General features: G+C 57.3%; 1 protein-coding gene. It reads right to left on the bottom strand.

Going from position 1 to position 2,797, the window contains the following annotated elements:
• Nucleotides 1-2,591 (bottom strand): fibronectin type III domain-containing protein (locus SGJ19_28830; GenBank protein ID MDZ4784271.1); only part of this gene is annotated, 2,591 nt, incomplete at its 3' end.
• Nucleotides 2,592-2,797: the final 206 nt, after the last annotated feature.

The following is a 2,797-nucleotide window of genomic DNA, read 5'->3' on the forward strand; positions in this document are numbered from 1 at the left end:
CACAACACAGGAAGCCGGGAAGTTCCCGGCTCAGATCGAGTGATTTTAGGCCGCGAAACTATACTTGCGGATTGGGACAAGAATGGGGTCTGGACACTGCCAGAAGCCACTTGCAGGAAAGAATTGGCCGCCACTCGCGATACGCTCCACACATATCGAATCACCGAAGAATTGCCGGGATTATTACCGCCGACCGCGTCGAATGTGACTATGTCGCCTTCAGATGCCGAGTTGGGCCCCTCAATTCGCAGCGGCTCACCACCAGTCGGGGTTTGAACATCAACCGGTAGCGACGGTGCCGACATCTGAACAGAATTGTGCGCCTGCACGCGGAAGGAATAATCAACGCCGGGTGTGAGTCCGTCGAACTCGTAGAACATCACATCGCCTTGGTGCGGTCCGGCGATGGTGCGGACAACGACCCCTTGGGCCGAGATGGCGGTTACGGTGTAGCTCAATTCTGTGGCTGCGCGGTCATTCCACCGAAGTCGTACGGTGGTCGCCGAAACGTCGGTTGCGGTCAGATTCTCCGGGGCCGACAGTGTGGTGACCGCTGGAAACTTGTTTGTTGCCAGTCCGTTACCCTGCGAGTCGCTGAACGCACGCACGCGATAGTAGTATCTTGTCCCTTCGGCCAGCGGGGCAGTCGAAGATCCTGTCGGTCCCGTGCCGTCATACCAAGCCACCAAGTTCTGGGCCGCAGACTGAAAGTCCGGGTTTCCGGCCGATGGACGGTACTCGGCGACCGGTTCATCCCATGTGACGCCGTCGGAACTGCGCCAAACACGGTATCCATCCAACGGTTGCCCGCTTTCGGTCGCCGGCCGGCTCCATTCCAGCCGCGTCGAACTTTTGCTGTAACCAGTCGCCTGGAGAACGTTCGGGCCAGACGGCGGAGCAAAGAGTTTCGACCCAAACTTTGCGGCGACGATCGTGAAGTCGTTAAGATTGACTGATCCGTCGTAGTCGAAGTCGGCTTGGGTGAAGTTGCGCCCGCTTTGGCCAAAGTTGGCTGCGAGCGTTGTGAAGTCATCGAGATCGACGGTCCGGTCACGGGTTGAGTCGCCGAGCCAGAAAAAGTCTGTTGTGAAAAAGTCGCCGGAAGAACTCTGGTTTGAGACGTTTGCAACCTTGCCGGCCCCCAGCAGCACTTCAATGTTGCCTTCATGAAGCTTCCCGCCAAGGAGCAGATTGTTCGGGTCGTTCGGCGTCGCGGAAGCGTCCCGGAACACCCAAGTCGTGCTAAAGTCAGTTCCTTGATAACTGGCGGAGGCGATGTCGTCTCCGGGGACAAGAGCATAGCCATTCATCAGGTGGAGAATCTCAAGATCACTGGTGTCGAACGAGGCGCTGTTCATCGGCTGATTGAAATCGATCTTGTAACGGTGCGGGAGCACGTTGACATCGAGATTGCCGTTCAGCGCTGTTGGCGCGCCGGCTAAAGTCATGCCTTGCGTTTCATAGAATGGCGATACAGCCGCCGGGTTGTACGAACGAATGCGGAAGGCGTAGTTTGTCGAAGCGAACAAGGATGAAGCATGGTGGCTCGTGGAATTCGCGGATGGCCTGGCGATGCGAACCCACGGGCCGCCATCCTTCGAGCGATAAATTTCGTACCCTTCCTCGTCACTTGTGGTGTCGACCCAAGTCAGGTTGACGTAGTCGCTGCCGACCTGTCCGCTCTGGAATCCCAGCCCGGTGCCCGGAGTGGCCCTGGCGGCTGTGACGGAATTGAGCTCGCGTAGCGAGTAAAAGCTGTCATTACCTGCGCGCACGGTTCTGATTCGATAATAGTAATCCACGCCAGCCTGTACGGTTGTGTCAACGAAGTGCCCCGTATCCGCTCCGGCCGTTGTGATCGTCGTCCATGACACGCCATTCGTCGACCGCTGAATGCGGTAACCCGTCTCATTTTCGCTACGATCAATCCACCCGACCTCATTTGTGGTATCGCTGACCCGGCGAATTGCAACGCCGTCGGGGATCGAGTTTGCGCTGGGCAGGGTGTCGGAATTGACGAACTCAAGATCGTCCTCATCCACCACGCCGCTGTAGTCGTAATCTCCCTGAAGGAAGTTACCCGCCAGGCCGAGATTCGCGCTAACAATATCGGCATCGGCGTTGTCTTCGACACCGTCGCGGTTTCCGTCGCCGTTGAGATAGAAGAATTCGAAAGACGTATCCTGATTCAGGTTCTGCGCCTCCGCGTTTTGGAGGTCGGAGGAGTGGAGCGTGACGCGATACCGCCCGGATGGCAACCTCTGCGAGCCTGCCGGCGTGGTGTAGGTCATCGTGGCCGTGAAATTGGAACTGTTCCAGCCGAGACTGAAATTACTCGTGCCGACCCGAGTGTCGGAGCCAAGCCGCTCCACCCAAAGATCGCCGACCCCCAGGCTGGAGGAAACATCTTGATCGAACTGTACGCTGATTTTGTGTGGAGCCGTCTCGAAGTGAAAACTGTTTGCGACGACTGCCGGTTCGCCGGTAAGCAATTGACGCTGCTCAAGCATCTCTATCACGCTCGCCGCCAAGGTTGCCTGCCGGTGAGCATAGACCTTCCGCGCGGACTTGTGAGAACCACGACGACGCATGGGAGCCTCCTGGGAAAACCGCATCAATCGATGCCTTGATTGTGAGATAAAACGAATTCCGAACCCCTCGCGGCGCGAACCTCCGTGCCCGCAAACCCCCCGCGAGTAGGGAGTGTAAACCACTTTCTGTAAAAACAAGCCACCGTTCGTTCTGATTAAGGCGTGTTTGAAAGAACCTTAGATCAGGAGACGAACGATGGCAATCG

It is taken from the genome of Planctomycetia bacterium (assembly GCA_034440135.1).
In the GTDB taxonomy this organism is placed as follows: Bacteria; Planctomycetota; Planctomycetia; order Pirellulales; family JALHLM01; genus JALHLM01.